This is a genomic window from Streptomyces mayteni (assembly GCF_054783955.1).
The window spans coordinates 14700-33457 of record NZ_BAAGPR010000083.1 but is presented as its reverse complement, the minus strand read 5'-3'; the positions used below and the strand labels follow the sequence as shown (position 1 = coordinate 33457).

The window sequence follows — 18758 nt, the reverse complement described above, 5'->3', positions numbered from 1 at the left end:
TGGGTGGGACGACCACGCCGAGCGCCCGCTCCCGCGCGCGGCGCGCCGCGCGCCGCCCCGCGCGGAGCGCGGAACGAAAGGGCGGGTGGGTGGGGGAGAAGGCCGCGCCACCCAGCGGTCAGCGCCTCCGTTCCGGGTCGTACACGCTGAACTCCTCCAGCAACTCCTCCTCCCGCAACAGCGAGGACCTCGCGTCCTGCCCCCGCCGCCGCGCCACGTCGGCCGCCAGCGCCTGCACCAGCGCCGTGAACGCCGTCAGCGACCGCAGCACCGAGGGACCAGACGCCTCGACGTAGAAGACGTGTTCGGCCGAGGCGGCCAGCGGCGACGCCGGGTTGTCCGTCAGGGCCACGCACCGCGCGCCCCTGGCGCGCGCCCAGGACGCGGCGCGCACCGTGTCGGCGGAGTAGCGGTGGATGGCCATGGAGACGAAGCAGTCGCCCTCCCGCACCCGCCGGAGTTCGTCCGTGAGGGTGCCGGCGCCCGGCGTCACCGTGGCCACCTCCTCGCGGAGCATCCGCAGCAGGTAGCCGAGCAGGAACGCCGGGGCGTGGCACTTCCGCAGGCCGAGCACATGGACCCGCGGCGCCTCGGAGAGGGCCAGGACGGCCGCGTCCCACGTGGTCGGGTCTATCCGGGCGAAGGTCCGGGTGATGTTGGCGCGGTCGAACACCACGGCCTGGTCGAGCAGGTCGCCCTCGCCGCCGCCCAGTTGTTCGAGCGTGCTGTAGCGGCGCAGCAGCTGCGCCTGCTCGCGCAGCCGTTCGCGGCACAGCCGGGTCAGACCCGGGTAGCCCTCCAGGCCGAGGCTGGTGGCGAACCGCACCACCGTGGCCTCGTTGACGCCGACCGCCGAGGCGAGGTCGGAGACCGTCATGAAGGCCACTCCCTCGGGGTCGGCCATCACGCGTTCGGCGAGCAGGCGTTGGGACCGGGTGAGCGTGGAGCGGCGTTCCTGAAGCAGGGCGAGCAACTCATCGAACGTTCGGGGTACCAGGGCCATGGGTGGGATTCTGCCTCGTACCAGGGGACACCCCTTCACATGTGAGGATTCCGGGGGTGAAAAGCGTGAAAAACATGGCGGCGGGCGATGCGACTGGCGCTCGACGTGCGCCGGCGCACCGCCTCGGCCCGCTAGGCTTCGATCATGCGAGCCGATGCTTCGGAACTGGTGCTGGCCGGGGTCATTCTCAGCTTGGCCTTTGTCGCGCTGATCGCCTATGTCGCCCGCGTCCTCCAGGGTTCGCACCACCGGCTGCCACGCGTCATCGTGGCCTCCGGGGTGCTGGTGGGAACCCTGCCCGCGGTCGTCTACACCCTCTACCGTTCGCTGACCATCACGGCCTGAGCCGCGCCGCCGGCCCCACCCGCGCCGCCCGTCTCACCCACACCGCCCGTCTCACCCGAGCAGCGCGGCGATCACCGTGAGCGTCGGCACCGCGAGGGCCGTGGAGAGCAGGATGGACTCGCGGGCCAGCCGGACGCCGACGTCGTAGCGCGACGCGTAGGTGAAGAGGTTCTGCGCGGCCGGCAGCGCGGCCGTGACCACCACGGTCAGCTGCGCGGTGGCGCCGAGCCGGAAGACGCCGGCCGCGATCGCCCAGGCGACCAGCGGGTGGATCACGGACTTCAGCGCGACGGACGCGAGCACGGGCCACCGCTCGGCGCCGCGGCCCGGCAGCGGGGAGCCGCGCAGCGAGATGCCGAACGCCATCAGCACGGCCGGCACGGCCATGTTGCCGATCAGGGTGGCCGGTTCGAGCAGCGTGACCGGCACCGACCAGCCGGTGGCGGCCACCGCGACGCCGCTGAGCGAGCCGGCGACCACCGGGTTGCGGAACGGGGTGGCCAGCCGCTGCCACGCCGTGCGCGACTCGGCGGTGGGCGAGGTGAGGTCGAGCACGGTCAGCGCCACCGGCGTGATCACGAGCTGCTGGAGCAGCAGCACCGGCGCGACGAGCGAGGCGTCGCCGAGCACGTAGACGGCGATCGGGATGCCGAGGTTGCCCGCGTTCACATAGCTGGAGCAGAGCGCGCCGATGGTGGTGCGGCCCACGCCCCAGCCGCGCACGACGCCGAGGACGACGAAGAGCGCGGCGACGACGAGCGTGCTGAGCGCGGTGACCAGCAGGGAAGGCGAGAAGACGTGGGTGAGGTCGGCCTGCGCGAGGGTGACGAAGAGCAGCGCGGGGGTCGCGACGTGGAAGGCGAGCTTGGTGAGCACCTCGCGCCCGTTCTCCCCGAGGGAGCCGCGGCGGCCGAGGAGGTAGCCCGTGCCGATGACGCTCGCGATGATCGCGAACCCGGTGATCACCCCGCCCATAGAGCGAACCCTCGAACGAATCTTTCGATCGGTCAATACGATCTCAGATCCCGAGATCGGGACAAAGGCTGCGCTAACGTCACATCTTGTGACAGTTCTTTCCGCCGTCGCACTGGCCGCGGCCGCCGCCCTGTCCGTCCCCGCCCTCCCCTCCCAGCCCTCGCTCGCCGACCGCCTGGTGAGCCGCACCACGGCGGAGGGCGCGCTGCGCCACCTCGAGGCGTTCCAGCGGATCGCCGACGCCTCGGAAGGCAACCGCGCCGCCGGCACCGAGGGGCACGAGCGCTCGGCCCGCCACGTCGGCACGCTGCTCACCCGGGCCGGATACGACGTCAGCTACCAGCGCTTCACGTTCCCCTACCGCGAGCCCGTCACCCAGCGGCTCACCCAACTCACCCCGACCGAGCGGGAGATCCCGCTGCGGCTGCTGTCCTACACGGCGAACACGCCGGCGGGCGGCGTGGCGGCCCCGCTGGCCGCCGCGGGAGACGGCTGCGAGGCGGCCGACTTCGCCACCACCCCAGAGCCGGGCATCGCCCTGATCGAGCGCGGCGGCTGCACCTTCGCGCTGAAGGTGGCCAACGCCGCCGAGGCCGGCGCGCTGGGCGCCGTCATCTACAACAACGCGCCCGGCGCACTCTCTGGCACGCTGGGCGCCCCCGCGGCCGGCCTGCTCCCCGCCGGCGGCGTCTCCCGCGCCGACGGCCTGGCGCTGGCCGAGGAGCTGACCGCGGGCCGGGAGGTCACGCTGCGGCTGGAGGTCGAGGAGCTGGCCGAGGAGCGCGACACCGTCAACGTCCTCGCCGAGTCGCCGGACGGCGACCCGGAGCGGGTGGTGATGGCCGGCGCCCACCTGGACTCCGTCCGCGACGGGCCAGGGCTCAACGACAACGGCTCGGGCTCGGCCGGCCTGCTGGAGACCGCGCTGCGGCTGGCCGAGGTGGACCCGGCCGGGCTGCTCCGCGAGCAGCGGGTGCGGTTCGCGTTCTGGTCGGCCGAGGAGTTCGGGCTGCTCGGCTCCGAGCACTACGTCGCCGGCCTCCCCGAGGCGGAGCGTGAGCGCGTCGCGCTCTACCTCAACTTCGACATGATCGCGTCACCCAACCACGGGCAGTTCGTGTACGGGGCGGAGGCGGAGCGCGACGGGCCGGTCTCGGCGGCCATCGCCGCCGACCTCACGCGGTTCCTCGGCGACCGTGGCCACCCCAGCCGGCCCACCGCCTTCGACGGCCGCAGCGACTACGGCCCGTTCCTCGACGCCGGCATCCCCGCCGGCGGCACCTTCACCGGCGCCGAGGGGCTGAAGTCGGCCGCCGAGGCCGAGCTCTGGGGCGGCACCGCGGACGCCGCCTACGACCCCTGCTACCACGCGGCGTGCGACGACCTCGACAACGTCAGCCGCCCCGCGCTCGAGGCGAATGTGAAGGCGATCGCCCACATCGTCGGCCGGTACGCCACGCGATTGCCCGATACGTCACCCTGACACGAGGCTGCGGCGGAAGGGCACCGCCCGGTAGGCTCTCCGTGTGATCTTCAAGCGCATCGGCAACGGACGACCGTACCCTGACCACGGCCGGGACAACACCCGGCAGTGGGCAGACGTCGCGCCGCGGCCCGTGCGTCTTGACCAACTCGTCACCACCAAGCAGCAGCTCGACCTCGAGACGCTGCTCGCCGAGGACTCCACCTTCTACGGGGATCTCTTCGCCCATGTCGTGAAGTGGCGGGGCGACCTCTACCTGGAGGACGGGCTGCACCGGGCCGTGCGCGCGGCCCTCCAGCAGCGCCAGGTGCTGCACGCCCGGGTGCTCGAGCTGGACTGAGCTTTCGGCCAGGCGCACTCCGGCGGGCGCCTCGTTGCCCCGTTCGGAAGCCCCCTTGCCCCGTTCGGGGCCCCTCTTGCCCCTTTCGGGGAACAGGGCATCCTTTCAGCAGATCATTTATTGGGCACGGGTCGCGGGCCTGGCTACGCTGCGGCCATGAGCATGCTGACGCCCCCTGGCATGGGCGGCAAGAAGTTCCGCGTCACGGGTGACCACTACCCGAGGATGCGCCGCCCGCGCCGCCGCCGGAAAGTTCTCGCCGTCCTCACCCTCACCAGCGTGCTCGGCCTGCTCGGCTACGGGACGCTGGAAATCGTCGACGTGTTCTCGGGCGACGACGAGACCGAACGCAGCGCGCCCGCCGGCTCGGGCCGCCCCCAGACCGAGAGCAACTGCGCCCCGCAGCAGACGGACGACGGGCCGGCCACCCTGCCCGAGCCGTCCGCCATCACGGTCAACGTCCTCAACGCCACCGACCGGACCGGCCTGGCCCAGGCCACGGCCGACACCCTGGCCGACCGCGGCTTCACCATCGGCGAGGTGGCCAACGCGCCCGAGGAGTTGGACGGCAAGGTCGAGGGGCCCGGGCTGCTGCTCTCCACCACCGAGGGCGAGCGGGCCGGCGCGCTGCGCGTGCTCGCCACCCAGCTCGAGGGCGCCGAGACCGCCCAGAACCGCCCGGGCCAGCGGGCGGACAACGCCGAGTCCGTCGACCTGGTGATCGGCGCGGACTTCGACGAGCTGACCGCGGAGCAGGAGGCCCAGCGCCGCCTCGCCGAGCTCGCCAACCCCGAGCCGAGCCCCGCCGACGAGCCGACCCCCTCCGACACCCCGACCTGCTGACGCGGCACCGGCTGAACCGCGCGGCCGGCCCGAAAGGCAGGCCGCGGCGAAGCCGAAGGTCCGGGCGAAGCCCGGGGGCCCGCGCGGCGCGCGGCCGTGCCCGTCGCCGAAACCATCCGGTCAGGACACGGTGCCGTACATCCGGTCGCCCGCGTCCCCCAGGCCAGGGACGATGTAGCCCTGCTCGTTCAACCGCTCGTCGAGCGCGCCCGTGACCACCGTCACCGGCGCGCCCGACAGCTCGCCCTCCAGCCGCTCCACGCCCTCCGGCGCCGCCAGCAGGCAGATCACCGTGACGTCGTCCGCGCCCCGCCGCATCAGCTCGCGGACGGCGGCGACCAGCGTGCCGCCGGTGGCCAGCATCGGGTCGAGCACGTACACCTGGCGCCCGGAAAGGTCCTCAGGCATCCGGTTCGCGTAGGTGGATGCCTCGAGCGTCGCCTCGTCCCTGATCATGCCGAGAAAGCCCACCTCGGCCGTGGGCAGCAACCGGACCATGCCGTCGAGCATGCCCAGGCCGGCCCGTATGATCGGCACGACCAGCGGACGCGGATGGGACAGTCGCACGCCCGTGGTCTCCGCCACCGGCGTGGTGATATCCACCAGTTCGGTGCGGACGTCACGGGTCGCTTCGTATGCCAGCAGAGTGACGAGCTCATCGGCCAGCCGCCGGAACGTAGGGGAGTCGGTACGCGCATCGCGCAGCGTGGTCAGCTTGTGCGCCACCAGCGGGTGGTCGACGACATGGGTCCGCATGCCGTCGACAGTACCGAACGCCTCTGACACCCCAGGACTGACCGGCGGGTTCTCGGTTGTGACCCCCCGGTGGACAAAGGACGGCGGCGGCGTGGAGAGTGGTGCATGGAGGGAGGCGAGGGCATATGCCCCCGCCAGCCGCGCCGCGTCCGTCACCGTCCGCGCTGGGCCCAGCGCGGACGAACATTTCCGTTGGTGAACTGCCGAGTTACCCGACAGAGCACCCCTTTTCTGCCACGATGCAGGTGGCACTGCCGAACCGAGTGGGGAGAGTCACGGTGTACTTCACCGCACTGCTCGCGCGGACCGATGATGGTTGGGAAGCGAGTGATACAGAGCTCGACGACGTCGAGAGTCTGGACGAGTTGGCCGGGTTGGCCCGCGAAGCCGCCCGTGAGGACGACACGGTTCTCGTCTGCGTCGAGCAGGAAGGCGCCTGGTTCGCCATCGTCCGCGTGGACGGCGAGGACGACCCGCGCGTCTTCGTCTCCGACGCCGCGCGTGCCAAGCGGAGCGCCTACGGCGAGATCCTGCTCACCGACGAGCTGCTCGGCCGCGAGCCCGAGGCCGCGGACGCGCTGGATCAGCTGGTGGACCTCGACGGCACGGAGGACGGTGCCGCCGACGACGAGGACGACGAGTCCGGGGGCTCGGACGCCGTGCCGAACGGCCCCCTGGGCGACGTCGGCCTCCTGGCCGACTTCGGTGTCGACGCCGACACCGTGCTGAAGCTCACCCCGGACGACGCCCTGGGTGACATCGCCGACGCGCTCGGCTGCATGGAACTGCTGGAGGCGATCAGGTGACGCGGGTGACGACCGGCAGGTGACCGATCCGCTGCGCGACCCGTGGCGGCCCGCGATGCGCCAGGCGCTCGCCGAGGCCGCCGCGGCACGGGAAACGGGGGACGTTCCGGTGGGCGCGGTGCTGCTCGGCCCCGGCGGCCCCGAGGGCAGGCCACTCGGTCTCGGCCGCAACGCACGCGAGGCCACCGGGGACCCGACGGCACACGCCGAGGTGCTGGCGCTCCGCGCCGCGGCCGCCGGTACCGGCGACTGGCGGCTCGCCGGCTGCACCCTGGTCGTCACCCTGGAACCCTGCACGATGTGCGCGGGCGCCAGCGTCCTGGCCCGCGTCGACCGGGTGGTCTACGGCGCGGTCGACGCCAAGGCGGGCGCGGCCGGCTCCCTCTGGGACGTGCTCCGCGACCGCCGCCTCAACCACCGCCCCGAGGTGATCGGCTCGGTCCTCGCCGAGGACTGCGGCCGACTGCTGACCGACTTCTTCCGCACCCGCTGACCACCGGGGCCCCATCTCCCCCCAATCCGGTTCGGCGCACGCGCCGCCGTGGGATAGGCTTCCTCTCGGTAGCGTGTCCGAGCGGCCGAAGGAGCTCGCCTCGAAAGCGAGTGTGGGGGTGACTCCACCGAGGGTTCAAATCCCTCCGCTACCGCTCTGATCAGCAACGACTGAGGGGCTGGCCCAACTGGGCCAGCCCCTCAGTCCTGTGTCCGTCTCAGTTTCCGTCTCATTCGACGTACCGGACGCTCAGCGCCGTCGAGGAGCACCGGCCAGGTTACCCGTCACCTGCTCCACCAAGGCATCGTGTAGATCCCCCAACCGCTTGCGGAGCCCTACCTCCTCAGCCTGGATGGCAGCCACCGCCCGACCGTCCATGCCGAGGAGCACATCCGTCCACTCTTTAACGCGATCGAAGTGATCTTGTACACCTCGCCGAAGCTGCAACGCAGTTTCACGCACCTCGTTCGGGCCCAAGAGACGGACGAGGAAGTATGCCTGCCTGAGCTCGTGCATCTTCCCGCCGAACTCCGCTCCGATATCCGCAGAACCGGCGATCTCGCCCTCAAGCACTCTCGTCATGTTCGACGCCGCTATGGCGTACCCGTCGTAGCTGGCAAGCAAGGCCCGCCACGCTTCCAGGCGTTGCCCACGGAGCCAATGCTCGTGGTCTACCTGGGCTTGGTCTCGAACCTGCTGGGCCGAAGCTCGCGCCGCCGTCTCCGCGCCTATGCGAGCGCCCCGCGTAGCCGCGAAGCCACCGATTGCAGCTCCGAGAAGCCCAGCGATGCCGGCTAAGACTGCCGCTATCCCCTGATCCATGTATGCAGGATGCCCGCAGACGCGAGAGGCGGACTGGATGCCAGTCCGCCTCTCAGTCCATGGCTCGTATGCGGTGCCGCCTACGCGCCCTCTCCGCCGCGATCCGGGCCGTCCTCCGGCCGCCAGATCAGCCCGTCCACCTTCGCGGCGACGCTGCTGCGCACCGAGTCGACCATGTGCTGATACCTGGCGGCCATGGACGAGGACGACCACCCCATCACGCTCATGACGGCCCGCTCGGGGACGCCGAGGATGAGCAGCACCGTGGCGGCGGTGTGCCGCGCGTCGTGCAGGCGGCCGTCTCGGACCTTGGCCGCGCGCAGTAGGTCCTTCCAATCGTCGTAGTCGGTCCTGGGCGACGTCCCCCGGCCGGTCGACGTAGCGAAGAGCCATCCCTCGTCGGTCCACTGTTCGCCGGCTGCCTGGCGCTCCGCTTCCTGCCGGGCCCGGTGCTCACGCAGGAGCTCAACAAGCTGCGGAGGCAGGCCCACCGCCCGGCGGCCCGCGCGGGACTTCGTGTTGGCCGTCTCCGGGTTGGTGCGGCGACGCTGGGGGCAGTAGCCGGCCTTCCTGCCGCACGTGCCGCCGCATCCGTGCCCGTACCGGGGACGGCGGCGGCTTCGGCGGACGTAGATGACGCCGTTGTCCAAGTCCACGTCCGACCACTTGAGCCCCAGGGCCTCCCCCTGCCGTAGCCCCAGGGCCAGCGCCACGGCCCAGCGGGCCGAGTTCCGGCGGCGGTCGGCGGCGGCCAGGAGGCGCCGCACCTCGGCGACCGTGTAGGGCTCAACCTCGTCCTCGTCCACCCGGGGCGGAATGGCCAGCCGTACCGGGTTCTCGGCGAGGTGGTTCCGGCGCACGGCCGCGTTAAGCGCCGTGCGGAAGGTGCGGTGCACCTGATGGGCCGTAGCCGGCTTGCTGCCGTTCTGCTGCATCTTGGCGTAGAAGCGTTCGATGTGCTCCGGCTTGAGGCGGTCCAACCGGTGAGCCCCAAGCCCCGGGATCAGGTGCTTCCGGACGGCCACGCCATAGCCCACCATCGTGTTCTCGTTCACGGCGAGCGGGGCGATGGTCTCGATCCAGTGAGTCAGCCAGGTGGCCACCGTCCAGCGCTGCCCGACCTTCCGCACCTTGCCCGTGTCGCGCTGCTTCTCCAGTTCCTTCACGGCCTCGGCCACCTCGGCCTTGGTCTTGCGTTCCACGTGGCGCCGGTCGGGCTTCCCGTCGTCGCGAATCCCGACCGTCACCCGGCCGTGCCACTTCCCGTCCTTGCCCAGGTAGATGGACGACCGGCCGTTGGCCTGACGCGTGCGCTTGCTCTCTGCCATGGCGGTCTCCTCAGGCGGCGGCGGTCGCGGGGGCGGTGAGGTGGTTGGTGGCGCGGAGCCGCGTCACGTAGTCGCGCACGGCGTCGGCGGGCACCCGGCGGAGTCGGCCCACCGGGACGGATTCCAACTCGCCGGAGCCGATCAGGGCGAAGCACGTCGTGCGGCCGATGCTGAGTCGGCGGGCCGCCTCTTCGACGGTGAGCAGCAGGAGCGTGGCATCCGGTTCGGTCACTGGGCGTTCCTCTCGCTCTCCTCGGCGGCCGGACGGTCGGACAGGTGGGACAGCCCGGACAGGTCGTCGTGCTTGGAATCGATGTCGGGGAAGTAGCGGCCCTTGGTGTCCTTGGTGAGCTGACCGTCGGCGGCCATGCGCGAGCACGTGCGGCGGATGGTGTCCGCGTCCATGCCGGGCAGCGCGGTCGCGATGTCCTTGGGCTTGGCCCCGGGGTGCTCCCGGACATGGCGCAGGATGGCCGCGCGGGTGTCGCCGATGGTGTGGTCGGCGGCCGGGCCGTCGAGGAGTTGCCAGGCTCCGGCGGCGGAATGGAACCGGAGCGCGTACTCGGCTTCGTCAACGTCCCGGCCGGTGACGTGTAGGACGCCGTCCGCCTGGCCCCGGGCGCGCTTGAGAACGAGCGTGGCGTCCGCTGCCCCGGCCAGGCCGTTGGTGCCGGACACCTCGCTCAGGAAGTCGTCCGACGCGGCCTTACGGACGTGGTGCACCAGGACCACGGCGATGCCGTAGTGGTCGGCAACGCGCTTGGCGTGGCCAACGGCCGCGTAGTCCGCGTCATAGGCCGAGGCACCCGGCATGGAGACACCACGCATCTTGGCGAAAACGTCGATGATGACCATGCGCGCGTCCGGGTTGCGCTCCACCCATTGCGCGATGGCTTCGGCCCCACCCTGGGGAAGCGGTGGGCACGTGGTCGCCAGCGTGAGCCCAGCGGGCGCCGGTTGGCCGCCGAGAATCTTCCCCATGCGGGTCTGAAGTCGGCGGGGCGTGTCCTCAAGGGCCAGGTAGAGCACCGGGCCGCCCTCAACGGGCACCGTGTCGAACGCCCGGCCGCCGGCCGCCACGGAAAGGCCCAGGCCGAGGGAGAGCCAGGACTTGCCCACCTTCGGGGGCCCGGCCAGCAGGCTGACCCCCTCGGCCAGGATCCCGGGCACGGCCCACCGCGGTTCCGGGAACTCGATGCCCATGAGTTCGTCGGCCGTCCAGGCGGTGCGGATCCGCTGCTGTGCGGGTTCGAGGTGACTCATGACGCCACCGTCCGGGGGCGCCTGGCTCCGATACGGAAGCCTGACGCGATCGTGCGGGCCGTCTCGCCCGGCTTCTGGCCGACGCTGGCGGCGGCTTCCGTGAGCCAGGCAGTCACGTCGGTGGCGTTCAGCACTCCCCCGGCAACCAGCTGGCCGAGGGCGACCGACGCCCGGAAGAGGTCCCGGTTGTGTTCGTCGGTGGCCGAGCCGGTGACGCGAGCCAACTCGGCCGTGACCGCCGCGCGAAGGTAGGTGGTACGGCGGTCGGTGCCCTTGAGCGGCACCGAGACGGGTCGCTGCGGGGGCAACGGCGCCGGTACGAGAAGCCTGCCGAGCCAGGCGGGCAGCGCGGCCACGGGAACGTCTCGAACGGGCGCGTAGACGCGGCCGTCGATGACGCTGCCCGGGGCGACCACGTAGCCACCGCCGGCCCTGGTGTCCACCTTCGGGGCCAGCCTTCCGGCAGTGTTGCGTAGGGCCATGCCCGGGGGCGCGGTGAAGTAGAGGTGCGTGCCCCCGCTCGGGGTGGCCACGGTGAGAGTGTCGGCCGGGAACGGTCGGCCGTGTCGCTCGCACAGCTCGGCCAGGTTCGCCGCCCCGTCCGGGCCGTCTTCGCCCGGCTTGGGAACGTCCAGGTCGACGACGACCAGGCCGGACGGACCGGTGGCGAGTCCGATGTTGTAGGGGCCGTGCCCCCAGCAACGGCCGATGCGCTCAGGGTCGTTGGTGGCTCGGGCTTCCCATCGGGTGATGGCGGGCCGCTTGCTGCCCGGGATGAGCGGGAAGACGTGGCCGCCGCGCGCGGCCGCGTCAAGGGCCGACGTGCCCTGACGGGACATGACGGAGTGCGTCATGCTGGGTGTCTCCTCTTCTGTCTTCGGATGGAGTGGAGGAAGGGCGGTGCGGCGGGTGACCTTGGCGGGAGATCCGCCGCACCGCGTGACTCAGTGGCGCTGTTCTGCGACCACGGCCAGGAGCTCGGCGAGGCTGCCGCCGAGCAGCGCCAGGCGCCGTTCGATCGCGGCCCAGGACTCGGCGTCGATGTTCATCAGAGCGGCGGTGGCCGTGACGACGTCGCCCCGCAGATGGGCGTCAAGGGCGTCCCGGAGTTCGGCGGCGGCCATGAGCGCGATGCGGTCGCTCAAGACTCGCCACCGGTGGAGCCGATAGACGACACGGCGTCGACCACGGCGCGGGTCACGTCGTTGATGGTGTCCGCCGCTCCGGTCTGGGCCAGGTAGAAGCCGAAGAGTGCGGCGGCCAGAAATCCGCCGATGCCCAGGGCGCGGAACTTCAGCAGGAAGCCGACCAGGACGCCGAAGACGACGACCAGGGACATGGTGATCACGTGCTGCCTCCATGGTGAGGTGGGAAGGGCCGGTCAGCGGTTGGCGTTCCGGCGGATGCGGTCGAGGTGGTTCAGCACGCGTCGGCCAGTGCGGATCCGGAGCCCGACGCCCTTGCAGCGGCGGCAGTCACGGCCGCGCCTGGGCCGTCCGGCGCGCGTCGTGGTGAGCCGGAAACCGATCCCCTCGCACTTGCGGCAGCGGCCGAACGGGCTGACCGCACAGAGGGCGAAATAACCGAGGGTGACGAGAAGGAGAGCAAGGCTAGCGTTCGCGGTGAGGGGCATCGATACCCTTCCAAGGGGTTTCCGGGTGTGGCCCCGGGGCGGGTGCTAGCGACTAGCGCCCTGATCAGCGACGGTTTGACGTGCTAGCGGCGGCGCTAGACCTAGCAGGATTGGCCGCTAGGTCTAGCGGCTGTGATCGGCTATGCCGCGTCCCGATTTCCATCACGGTGAGCGATGACGGCGGTGATGTCAGCGCGCTTGATGCCTCGCCGGTTGGCGCCCTTCCGGTCGCGGTCGTCGACCTTCCCCCACACCTGGCCGGTGCTGATGCCGAACGGTTTGAGGGCGGCGGTCAGTTGCTCCGGGCCCCACTCGGCGTAGACGTCCGGACGCAGCACGGCCAGGCGGCCGACCACCGTTTCGTTCCACAGCTTCGGCTCGGCCGCCGGCACCACGGCGAGGATGTCGGCCAACAGGTCATAGCCAGGCCCGGTCTCCGGCTCGGCCGCCTCGCCGGCCGCGTGCCCCGCCAGCGTTCCGGCGAGCACGCGCAGGGCGCGGGCGCGCAGCGCGACGCGGTCCGCCATCACGGCGTCGATGAACACGGCACGCACGATCCGGGCGTCGGCCCCCTCGCCGAGGAAGTAGGCGATGCCCTTGTCGGCCCAGGCGAACATGGTGGCGCGGACGCCGCGCTTGTAGGCCGACGTGCCAAGGATCATGTCGTTCTCGATCTGGCTCATGACCTTGAGGCAGAACCGGGCGGAGGCATTGGCGCTGATCCCCGTGGGCAACGACTTGGCGTCCGGCCGCTGCGTGGCGAGCAGCAGCACAATGCCGGTGGCCGGGCCGCGCTTCACCAGGTCGGTGCAGATCTCTTCGAACTCGGCGCCATGCTTGGAGTGTTCGAACAGCACCTGGCACTCGTCCACGCCGATCACGATCGGGTGGAGCCCAAGCTCCTTCTTGTCGGCCAGTTCGCTGGTGACTTTGGACTCGGGGCACAGATCCCGGGGCAGGTTCCGGATCACCTTCGTCCGCCGCCGCATCTCGGCGCGCACCTCGCGGAGGTCGGCCAGGATGTACGCGATGTCGTCTTCGTCGTCTCCGGCTCGGTGCCGGTACGAGACTCGATCGCCGACCGGGTCAAGGTCGCCGGTGCCCTTGAGGTCGAAGGTGTGCAGCTCGGCGCGCGGGTCCAACCCGGCGATGAGCAGCAGCAAGCGCAGCAGGAACGTCTTACCCATGCGCGGAATCGCGCCGATGATGCCCGCGATGTACATCAACGTCAGGTCGACCCACCGGCCGCGCTGGTCAGTCGCCCAGGCCACCGGCTTGAAGAGGTTCACCTGTCCCGTCTTGGCGAGCGGCCAGGCCGGTTGCTTCGCCTTGGACATGTCCTGATCCCCGACCCAGAGCACCAGGCGGCCGGTGTGCTCCTCCGGCACTCCCTCAGGCCATACGCACCCCAGTGGGCGGCGGAGACCGGACGCCAGCCGCTCCCGGCGGTCGATGACGTCCACCGCCGTGACGCCGAAGGGGAGGTCACCCTCGGCCCGCCATCCGGGACCGTCACGGGTGATCGGGGCGACGAACGCCAGCCCGTCACGGCCTTTGGCCTGGGCCTGGTTGATGGCGCTGATGCCGAGGGACCCAAGGGCCCTGAGCACCATGTCGGACGTGAGCTTGTCGGCCCGGGGACGCTCGACGGCCCGGTGGATCAGCGGGGCGTCGGCGGGCGCCCCGTACCAGCCAAGAGCGAAGGTAGCCGCCGCTCCGGCCGCTGCGGTGAGCCAGGTCGGGGCCAGCACCCAGAGCGCCACCGCGGATCCGATCCCGGTGATCGAGCCGAGTACGGACAGCAGGGCTCGGGCCCTGACACGCGCGTCCCGCTGCTGCGAGAGCCGAAGGTACTCGGCCGCGTTCTCGGCCCGGACGGCCGCCGCTCGGACCGGCCCGCCCTCGGCGTCCCTCAGCCAACGGCCGAAGGATCCGATGAGCTTGGCCAGGCCCGCCGGGGAGCGAAGTCCGAGGCGGGCAGCGTAAATCGGGCTACGAACGGCGTGGTAGCCGGTGATGTGGCCGCTGTACCCAGCCAACCACCGGGCCGCCGCGAACAGTTCAGTTCGCGACTTGGCCCAGGCGGGAATGATCGCGCGCCGCCGTGCCCGGCGGATTCGCTCCCAGACTCCGGACCGATCCGACTCGGGGCCGTCGACCATGACGACCTGAGTCGGATCGGCCGACTCGATCGGCCGATCGTCGGGGCCGGTCGGCCCGTCGTTCAGTTCGGCTTCGAGTCGGGCGAAGAGTTCGTTCTCGTCCTCGTGATTCACTGACGGTTCCCCTTCTCATGGATGAGGGACGAACCGGGGCCCGGCCGCTGCTTTGGTCGGTCGTGACCGGGCCCCGGGGGGTGTTGCTGTGGATCGGATCGGACGGTCAGCTCACTGCGCCGATCGGCTCCGAGTCGGGAAGTGGGTCCTTGGCTCGCTCGGCCCGCAGCGCATCCCGCAGCGCGCGGGCCCGGGGCGGTCCGACCCGCATGGCCGCACGGAGCGCGTCGGCGGTGATCCGCCGGACCGGCCAATCAGCGGTGGTCTCACGGGCCTTGGCGAGGAGTTCGTCATCCGACCGCCGAGGCTTGGCCTGTCCGGCCGGCTTCTGCGGCTTCCTGGGCTTCCGTGGCAACGGAGGCACACCAAGACCACCGCCATCGCAGATCACCAACTCGTCCGATCGGACGGCGGTCGGTGTCGCGGGGATGTGGGCCAACCAACGGTGCACCTGGCGCATCAGCGCCCCAAAGGCGAGCAAGGCAGCAGTGGGCGGAACTCCGGCCACCACGTAGTCAAGCGCTGTGGCCCCACCGCCCACCCCGACCACGTTCAGCGCGATCGACCCGCCGGAACCCACCACGGTCAGCGCGATCGCCCACCAGTCCGTACGACGCTGCAACGCGGCCCGCAACATGAGGAGTTCGCCAGCGACCACGAACGCGTCCAGGCACCCAGGCCAGGCCCAAGCACGGGCGCCGGTCAGCCCGTGTTCCATGGCGATCTCGGCCAGGTGCGCGTACGAGAGCCAGAACGCGGCGGCCGTGAGCGCCACGATCACGACTCCGGCGCCCGACACGATGACCAGGTCGGCGGTGCGGCGATCCATGCGTTTCAGACCGTTCATCGAGCGCCACCGCCGTTCTCGGTCGTCCAGCAGAACGGGGGGAGGGTCTGGGCGCGGTTGTAGACCTCGATGGCCACGCCGTTGCTGCCGGGCATCGGGTAGACGCGCGGCCGGATGATCGAGGCGTAGAGGCGGGCGCCGTGGTGGACGCAGGCGAGAACCGAAGTGCCGTGCTGATCCACGATCCGCACCGCATCCCCCGCACCCTCACAACGGGTCGGGTCATCCGGGTGAGCCGCAGCGCAACGGCCCAACGAACGCGGCGCGTTCCTCATGCCGCACCTCGCAGCGCCTGCCGGCGGGGGCGCGGGCGCAACCGAACCGCACGGGTCAGCGCCTCGGCGTAGGCCACGTTCGCCGCGCTGATCTCGTCGTCCTCGGCCAACTCGCGCAGGTCGGCCAGCACGTCATGGGCCGCCGCGATGCGCGCCTGGCGGTCATCGGCCGGTTCCGGGCCGAGGGGCCCCAGGAACAGTTCCTCGAAGAGCGACAGCATTGATCACTCCTGATCAGGTGGTGGTGAAGGAAGGGCGGGAACCGGACCGGCGGGAGACCTTGGCGGGAGTGCCGCCGGCCCGGGTTGAGCGTCAGAGCCGGAGCGCGCGGGGGCGGTTGAACAGCTCGGTGAGGACGTTCGCGACCGTCACCCCGGACGCCATGGCGACGAACACGGTCAGCGGGAGACCGGCCCCGAGCCCGTTCACGGACCGCGCGGTAAGAACCGCGATGACCAGGCCGATCACCAGGAAGGCCAGGGTGGCGATGCTCCGACCGGCGGTCATGGGCTTGTAGGCCCTGGCGACGTGCTCAAGGTTCTGCGGCGCGACCACTCGCGAGCCGAGGCCGTTGGTGTGCAGGTGAACGATGGCGCCCCTGCCCACGGTGGTGATGCTCACCACCGTGCCGAGGGTCTGGTCACTCTTGATCCGGACCACGTCACCGATCGAGATGCGCATGGGACTCCCCCTTGAAGACGACTGAGCAGCACGGGACTTGCTTCCTCAAGAGGTCAAGTCCTCAACTCCTCTTGAGGAGTTGTCGAAGACTATGACGTCCCGCACAAGAGGTCGTCAAGTCCTCTTGAGGACTTATCCTGAGACGTGCCCGCCCACCCACGCGAGGAGCCGCGCACAGCCAGTACGGCGGGTGCTGATGAGGAAGGTGAGCAGCAATGCCCAAGGCATACGAGGAGATCGCCGACGATCTGCGGCAGCAGATCCAAGCCGGCACGTGGCGACCCGGTGACCGTCTCCCCTCGGAAGAGGAGCTGAAGCAGAGCTACCGGAAGGGCATGCCCACCGTTCGGCAGGCTCTCGACGTGCTGCTCACCGAAGGGCTGATCGACAAGCAGCACGGACGCGGCACGTTCGTTCGCGTGCCCAGGCAGGTCGTGCACCGGACCAACGAACGGCATCAGTGGGAGAAGGACCGCGCCCAGGAATCGCTAGCTGAGCGCGAGCAGACCGGAGCCACCGAGCACGACACGGGGCTGACCGTCCACGAACTCGTATTCAGCGCCAAGTTCCGCGAGCGAGACGCGAACGAGGATCTGGCGTCGGCCTTTGACGTGCCTGTGGGAACCCGGTTGCTGGAACGCGTCTACCAGACGCGATACGAGAAGGAACCAGCACCCTTCAATGTCTCCCATTCCTATCTCGTCCGGGAACACGTCGAGAAGAATCCCGATCTTCTGGACGAGACAAAGGAGCCGTGGCCCGGCGGAACACAGAATCAGTTGCTCACAGTCGGTATCGAGATCGACCGTGTTATCGAGCGGATTACCGCCGCTCGGCCACCAACCCAGGAAGAGGCCAAGGCATTGGGTATGTCACCAGGCATGGCCGTGATGGAGCTGCGCAAGATGTGCATCGACGTGACGGGCCGAGTCGTTGAAGTCGCTGACGTGATATTGCCGGGCGACCGCACCGAGTTGACGTTCGTCACCCCCCTGGCGCGGTGGTGACCATGACACGCATCATCTCTGTCATCACCGCCGTCCACGGACCGAGTGCTCATTTCCTTGCCGACGCCTATCGATCGCTCTGTGAGCAAGAGTTGCCGGACGGCTGGGCCTGGCAGTGGGTCATCCAGGAAGACGGCACCACGGACGCCGTGTCGGAGTTCGTGCCGGACGACCCGCGCATCAGCTTCGCTCAAGGTAGGCGTGGTGGCGCTGCGGTGGCTCGGACCTTGGGACTCTCACGCGCCGCCGGGGAGTTCATCAAGGTCCTGGACTCGGACGACATCCTGCCCCCGGGCACCCTGGCTCGGGACCTGGCCATACTCCTGGAGAATCCGGATATCGGCTGGACCACCTCAAGCGCCCTCGATCTACTCCCCGATGGCTCCACCGTCGCCTTCGACGACCCGCCGGGCGGGCCGATTGAGCAAGGCTCGATTTTGCCCCAATGGAAAGCGCGCAACTACATTCCCCCGGTCATCCCGGGTTCGCTCTGCATGCGGCGCGAACTCATTTTCGCCCTGGGCGGGTGGATGGCGTTGCCAGCGTCAGAGGACACGGGGCTACTTCTGGCACTCAACGCCGTCAGCCGCGGTTGGTTCATTCGAGAAGCAGGATTGCTGTACCGCAAGTGGCCGGGACAGAGCACCGGTCAGGCAGCGCACTCCGACGGCGAAGAACGTGAAGCGCGTGCGTCCGTAGCGGAGACCCGGGCGCTTGCGCTGGCTGAACTCACCCAGTGGCGTTTCACCGGGGCCGCCTCGAAGGTCTCCGGCTAACGTCCACCTATGTCTACGGCCTGTCGATGGGAAATTCGTAGACGATTTCACAGCGGGAAACCGGAACGATGATGTCGGCCGTCTCGACCGGACGGCCGTCAACGGCGTAATAGGTCCGCACGATATGTGTCACCAGGGAACCGCGCTGCACGCCGAGGAGGTTCGCCTCCTCGGCCGTCGCCTGGCGCGGTTCCGGCTGTTCCACGGCATGGCTGACCACGATGTTGATGGCGGCCATGCGCTCCACAACACCCTTGCCCGCGAACGGCCCACCCTCGGGCAGCACCACGATGCTGCCGGCCGTGATCGCGTAGGGCTCCCAGCTCGTGGAGAGCTGCACCGGCTTCCCGTCCGCCATGAACTCGTACTCGGTGCGTACCGCCAGGTCGCCGGCCCCGATCCCGAGCCGCGCCGCGATCGCTGCGGGCGCGGGCACCTTCGCCTCCGTGCGGTGCTCCCAGGTAGCCGCCTTGCCGAGGGCGTCCATGTCCGCACGGAACGGTGAGCCGCCCCGATGTTCGCGGCTGAACGACCGAACCATCCGGACCCGTTCGCGCGGCTCGGCCACGTAGGTGCCGGAGCCGGCTCGGCCTTCCAAGAGCCCCTGTGAGATCAGATGCTCCTGGGCACGCCTGACGACGTTATCGCCGACGCCGTACTCATCAGACAGCACCGTGCGCGACGGAAGGCGGTCCCCAGGGGACCACTCACCTTCGGCGACACGTTGCCGGAGCGCGTCGGCTACGCGGAGATAGGGCGGCTGCTCAGGCATATGGCAAATCTAGTGCACTAGCTCTAATCTAGTT

The 18758-nt window shown here is 70.3% G+C and carries 24 protein-coding genes and 1 tRNA gene; 9 read left to right on the top strand and 16 right to left on the bottom strand.

Features of this window, described 5'->3' with window-relative positions; genetic code table 11:
* Window positions 1-118 precede the first annotated feature (118 nt).
* Window positions 119-1003: a MurR/RpiR family transcriptional regulator gene (locus tag ACYVPE_RS28880; protein ID WP_461036674.1), complete on the bottom strand. Its 885-nt coding sequence runs from the start codon at window positions 1001-1003 to the stop codon at window positions 119-121.
* 144 nt (window positions 1004-1147) lie between these two features.
* Between ACYVPE_RS28880 and ACYVPE_RS28875 the strand changes: the two genes are divergently transcribed.
* On the top strand, window positions 1148-1348 hold the full coding sequence (locus ACYVPE_RS28875; RefSeq protein ID WP_461036673.1) for a hypothetical protein: 201 nt from the start codon (window positions 1148-1150) through the stop codon (window positions 1346-1348).
* A 51-nt stretch (window positions 1349-1399) separates the two neighbouring features.
* Here ACYVPE_RS28875 and ACYVPE_RS28870 read toward each other — a convergent pair whose 3' ends face one another.
* Window positions 1400-2323 carry an AEC family transporter gene (locus ACYVPE_RS28870; protein ID WP_461036672.1) on the bottom strand — a complete coding sequence of 308 codons (924 nt, stop codon included), beginning with the start codon at window positions 2321-2323 and terminating at the stop codon, window positions 1400-1402.
* Window positions 2324-2411: 88 nt separating this feature from the next.
* Here ACYVPE_RS28870 and ACYVPE_RS28865 point away from each other — a divergent pair, with 88 nt between their 5' ends.
* The 3 genes from ACYVPE_RS28865 (at window position 2412) to ACYVPE_RS28855 (ending at window position 4989) form a co-directional block, all read left to right on the top strand.
* Window positions 2412-3806: a M28 family peptidase gene (locus ACYVPE_RS28865; RefSeq protein WP_461036671.1), complete on the top strand. Its 1395-nt coding sequence runs from the start codon at window positions 2412-2414 to the stop codon at window positions 3804-3806.
* 43 nt (window positions 3807-3849) lie between these two features.
* Window positions 3850-4146: a type II toxin-antitoxin system VapB family antitoxin gene (locus tag ACYVPE_RS28860; protein ID WP_461036670.1), complete on the top strand. Its 297-nt coding sequence runs from the start codon at window positions 3850-3852 to the stop codon at window positions 4144-4146.
* Between the two features lie 156 nt (window positions 4147-4302).
* Window positions 4303-4989, top strand: coding sequence for a LytR C-terminal domain-containing protein (locus tag ACYVPE_RS28855; RefSeq protein WP_461036669.1), 687 nt, complete (start codon window positions 4303-4305; stop codon window positions 4987-4989).
* Window positions 4990-5109: 120 nt separating this feature from the next.
* Here the strand turns inward: ACYVPE_RS28855 and upp are convergent, their stop codons facing one another.
* Window positions 5110-5745 (bottom strand): uracil phosphoribosyltransferase, encoded by a 636-nt coding sequence (gene upp, locus ACYVPE_RS28850; protein WP_461036668.1) that lies wholly within the window; start codon window positions 5743-5745, stop codon window positions 5110-5112.
* A gap of 278 nt (window positions 5746-6023) precedes the next feature.
* On the opposite strand from upp, the gene ACYVPE_RS28845 reads away from it, so the two are divergent.
* The 3 genes from ACYVPE_RS28845 (at window position 6024) to ACYVPE_RS28835 (ending at window position 7198) form a co-directional block, all read left to right on the top strand.
* Complete coding sequence (locus ACYVPE_RS28845; RefSeq protein WP_461036667.1) at window positions 6024-6551, top strand: tRNA adenosine deaminase-associated protein; 528 nt, start codon at window positions 6024-6026, stop codon at window positions 6549-6551.
* 55 nt (window positions 6552-6606) lie between these two features.
* Complete coding sequence (gene tadA, locus ACYVPE_RS28840; protein WP_461036676.1) at window positions 6607-7044, top strand: tRNA adenosine(34) deaminase TadA; 438 nt, start codon at window positions 6607-6609, stop codon at window positions 7042-7044.
* 67 nt (window positions 7045-7111) lie between these two features.
* Window positions 7112-7198, top strand: a tRNA-Ser gene (locus tag ACYVPE_RS28835).
* A gap of 95 nt (window positions 7199-7293) precedes the next feature.
* On the opposite strand, the gene ACYVPE_RS28830 is transcribed toward ACYVPE_RS28835, so the two are convergent.
* From ACYVPE_RS28830 to ACYVPE_RS28775, 12 genes are all read right to left on the bottom strand, one after another.
* Entirely contained in the window at window positions 7294-7866 is a 573-nt protein-coding gene (locus ACYVPE_RS28830) for a hypothetical protein (RefSeq protein ID WP_461036666.1), read from the bottom strand.
* Between the two features lie 80 nt (window positions 7867-7946).
* Window positions 7947-9194, bottom strand: a complete 1248-nt coding sequence (locus tag ACYVPE_RS28825) for a tyrosine-type recombinase/integrase (protein WP_461036665.1) — start codon at window positions 9192-9194, stop codon at window positions 7947-7949.
* A 10-nt stretch (window positions 9195-9204) separates the two neighbouring features.
* Entirely contained in the window at window positions 9205-9426 is a 222-nt protein-coding gene (locus ACYVPE_RS28820) for an excisionase family DNA-binding protein (protein ID WP_461036664.1), read from the bottom strand.
* A complete protein-coding gene (locus tag ACYVPE_RS28815; protein WP_461036663.1) occupies window positions 9423-10457 on the bottom strand; it encodes an AAA family ATPase in 1035 nt (344 codons plus the stop codon). The genes ACYVPE_RS28820 and ACYVPE_RS28815 overlap by 4 nt, the downstream gene beginning before the upstream one ends.
* Entirely contained in the window at window positions 10454-11311 is an 858-nt protein-coding gene (locus ACYVPE_RS28810) for a bifunctional DNA primase/polymerase (protein WP_461036662.1), read from the bottom strand. Before ACYVPE_RS28810 ends, ACYVPE_RS28815 begins: the two co-directional genes overlap by 4 nt.
* A gap of 90 nt (window positions 11312-11401) precedes the next feature.
* On the bottom strand, window positions 11402-11602 hold the full coding sequence (locus tag ACYVPE_RS28805; protein WP_461036661.1) for a hypothetical protein: 201 nt from the start codon (window positions 11600-11602) through the stop codon (window positions 11402-11404).
* Complete coding sequence (locus ACYVPE_RS28800; RefSeq protein ID WP_461036675.1) at window positions 11599-11796, bottom strand: hypothetical protein; 198 nt, start codon at window positions 11794-11796, stop codon at window positions 11599-11601. Before ACYVPE_RS28800 ends, ACYVPE_RS28805 begins: the two co-directional genes overlap by 4 nt.
* A gap of 434 nt (window positions 11797-12230) precedes the next feature.
* Entirely contained in the window at window positions 12231-14366 is a 2136-nt protein-coding gene (locus tag ACYVPE_RS28795) for a cell division protein FtsK (RefSeq protein WP_461036660.1), read from the bottom strand.
* A gap of 106 nt (window positions 14367-14472) precedes the next feature.
* Window positions 14473-15195 carry a DUF2637 domain-containing protein gene (locus tag ACYVPE_RS28790; protein WP_461036659.1) on the bottom strand — a complete coding sequence of 241 codons (723 nt, stop codon included), beginning with the start codon at window positions 15193-15195 and terminating at the stop codon, window positions 14473-14475.
* A gap of 14 nt (window positions 15196-15209) precedes the next feature.
* Complete coding sequence (locus tag ACYVPE_RS28785; RefSeq protein WP_461036658.1) at window positions 15210-15404, bottom strand: hypothetical protein; 195 nt, start codon at window positions 15402-15404, stop codon at window positions 15210-15212.
* Window positions 15405-15484: 80 nt separating this feature from the next.
* Window positions 15485-15709: a hypothetical protein gene (locus ACYVPE_RS28780; protein WP_461036657.1), complete on the bottom strand. Its 225-nt coding sequence runs from the start codon at window positions 15707-15709 to the stop codon at window positions 15485-15487.
* A 91-nt stretch (window positions 15710-15800) separates the two neighbouring features.
* Window positions 15801-16169, bottom strand: a complete 369-nt coding sequence (locus tag ACYVPE_RS28775) for a hypothetical protein (protein WP_461036656.1) — start codon at window positions 16167-16169, stop codon at window positions 15801-15803.
* 215 nt (window positions 16170-16384) lie between these two features.
* Between ACYVPE_RS28775 and ACYVPE_RS28770 the strand changes: the two genes are divergently transcribed.
* Together ACYVPE_RS28770 and ACYVPE_RS28765 are read left to right on the top strand one after the other, a co-directional pair.
* A complete protein-coding gene (locus ACYVPE_RS28770; RefSeq protein ID WP_461036655.1) occupies window positions 16385-17176 on the top strand; it encodes a GntR family transcriptional regulator in 792 nt (263 codons plus the stop codon).
* 2 nt (window positions 17177-17178) lie between these two features.
* A complete protein-coding gene (locus ACYVPE_RS28765) occupies window positions 17179-17952 on the top strand; it encodes a glycosyltransferase family 2 protein (protein ID WP_461036654.1) in 774 nt (257 codons plus the stop codon).
* Between the two features lie 13 nt (window positions 17953-17965).
* On the opposite strand, the gene ACYVPE_RS28760 is transcribed toward ACYVPE_RS28765, so the two are convergent.
* On the bottom strand, window positions 17966-18724 hold the full coding sequence (locus ACYVPE_RS28760; RefSeq protein WP_461036653.1) for a GntR family transcriptional regulator: 759 nt from the start codon (window positions 18722-18724) through the stop codon (window positions 17966-17968).
* Window positions 18725-18758 lie beyond the last annotated feature (34 nt).

Bases quoted from the DNA above. Each gene is read 5' to 3' on its own strand.
- ACYVPE_RS28855 (WP_461036669.1), top strand. From the start codon at position 4,303: ATGAGCATGCTGACGCCCCCTGGCATGGGCGGCAAGAAGTTCCGCGTC.
- ACYVPE_RS28870 (WP_461036672.1), bottom strand. From the start codon at position 2,323: ATGGGCGGGGTGATCACCGGGTTCGCGATCATCGCGAGCGTCATCGGC.
- ACYVPE_RS28800 (WP_461036675.1), bottom strand. From the start codon at position 11,796: ATGTCCCTGGTCGTCGTCTTCGGCGTCCTGGTCGGCTTCCTGCTGAAG.
- ACYVPE_RS28815 (WP_461036663.1), bottom strand. From the start codon at position 10,457: ATGAGTCACCTCGAACCCGCACAGCAGCGGATCCGCACCGCCTGGACG.
- ACYVPE_RS28830 (WP_461036666.1), bottom strand. From the start codon at position 7,866: ATGGATCAGGGGATAGCGGCAGTCTTAGCCGGCATCGCTGGGCTTCTC.
- tadA (WP_461036676.1), top strand. From the start codon at position 6,607: ATGCGCCAGGCGCTCGCCGAGGCCGCCGCGGCACGGGAAACGGGGGAC.
- ACYVPE_RS28880 (WP_461036674.1), bottom strand. From the start codon at position 1,003: ATGGCCCTGGTACCCCGAACGTTCGATGAGTTGCTCGCCCTGCTTCAG.
- ACYVPE_RS28780 (WP_461036657.1), bottom strand. From the start codon at position 15,709: ATGCTGTCGCTCTTCGAGGAACTGTTCCTGGGGCCCCTCGGCCCGGAA.
- ACYVPE_RS28775 (WP_461036656.1), bottom strand. From the start codon at position 16,169: ATGCGCATCTCGATCGGTGACGTGGTCCGGATCAAGAGTGACCAGACC.
- ACYVPE_RS28770 (WP_461036655.1), top strand. From the start codon at position 16,385: ATGCCCAAGGCATACGAGGAGATCGCCGACGATCTGCGGCAGCAGATC.
- ACYVPE_RS28765 (WP_461036654.1), top strand. From the start codon at position 17,179: ATGACACGCATCATCTCTGTCATCACCGCCGTCCACGGACCGAGTGCT.
- ACYVPE_RS28760 (WP_461036653.1), bottom strand. From the start codon at position 18,724: ATGCCTGAGCAGCCGCCCTATCTCCGCGTAGCCGACGCGCTCCGGCAA.
- ACYVPE_RS28825 (WP_461036665.1), bottom strand. From the start codon at position 9,194: ATGGCAGAGAGCAAGCGCACGCGTCAGGCCAACGGCCGGTCGTCCATC.
- upp (WP_461036668.1), bottom strand. From the start codon at position 5,745: ATGCGGACCCATGTCGTCGACCACCCGCTGGTGGCGCACAAGCTGACC.
- ACYVPE_RS28810 (WP_461036662.1), bottom strand. From the start codon at position 11,311: ATGACGCACTCCGTCATGTCCCGTCAGGGCACGTCGGCCCTTGACGCG.
- ACYVPE_RS28875 (WP_461036673.1), top strand. From the start codon at position 1,148: ATGCGAGCCGATGCTTCGGAACTGGTGCTGGCCGGGGTCATTCTCAGC.
- ACYVPE_RS28790 (WP_461036659.1), bottom strand. From the start codon at position 15,195: ATGGATCGCCGCACCGCCGACCTGGTCATCGTGTCGGGCGCCGGAGTC.